The organism is Belnapia sp. AC561 (genome assembly GCF_979252845.1).
This window is the reverse complement of sequence record NZ_CEEDBP010000292.1, coordinates 1-260: the sequence shown is the minus strand read 5'-3', so window position 1 is coordinate 260 and position 260 is coordinate 1. Positions and strand designations below refer to the sequence as shown.

The following is a 260-nucleotide window of genomic DNA, read 5'->3' as shown; positions in this document are numbered from 1 at the left end:
ATCCGCGCCCGCACCGGATTTAGCTCAATATATCGGGAACATGCGAGCAAGTAATGATCGCTCTGGACCAAGCTTGACCTGTATCGGCTTTCCCACAATGTTCCGGTACGCCCTTCCAGCTTGTTACGAAACCGAGTCGCACGAGCAGCCAGGGTTTTCATGAATTGACTCAGACCTGCAATTGAATCGCCGGGAGCAAGAAGGAGGTGGACATGATTGCTCATCAAACAATATGCGTAAACTTTTACGTCGAACGCTTC

General features: G+C 50.4%; 1 protein-coding gene. It reads right to left on the bottom strand.

All coding sequences use genetic code 11. The features are described 5' to 3' along the window. Window positions 1-224 (bottom strand): transposase (locus AC0IW9_RS31130; protein WP_471652161.1); only part of this gene is annotated, 224 nt, incomplete at its 3' end. Window positions 225-260: the final 36 nt, after the last annotated feature.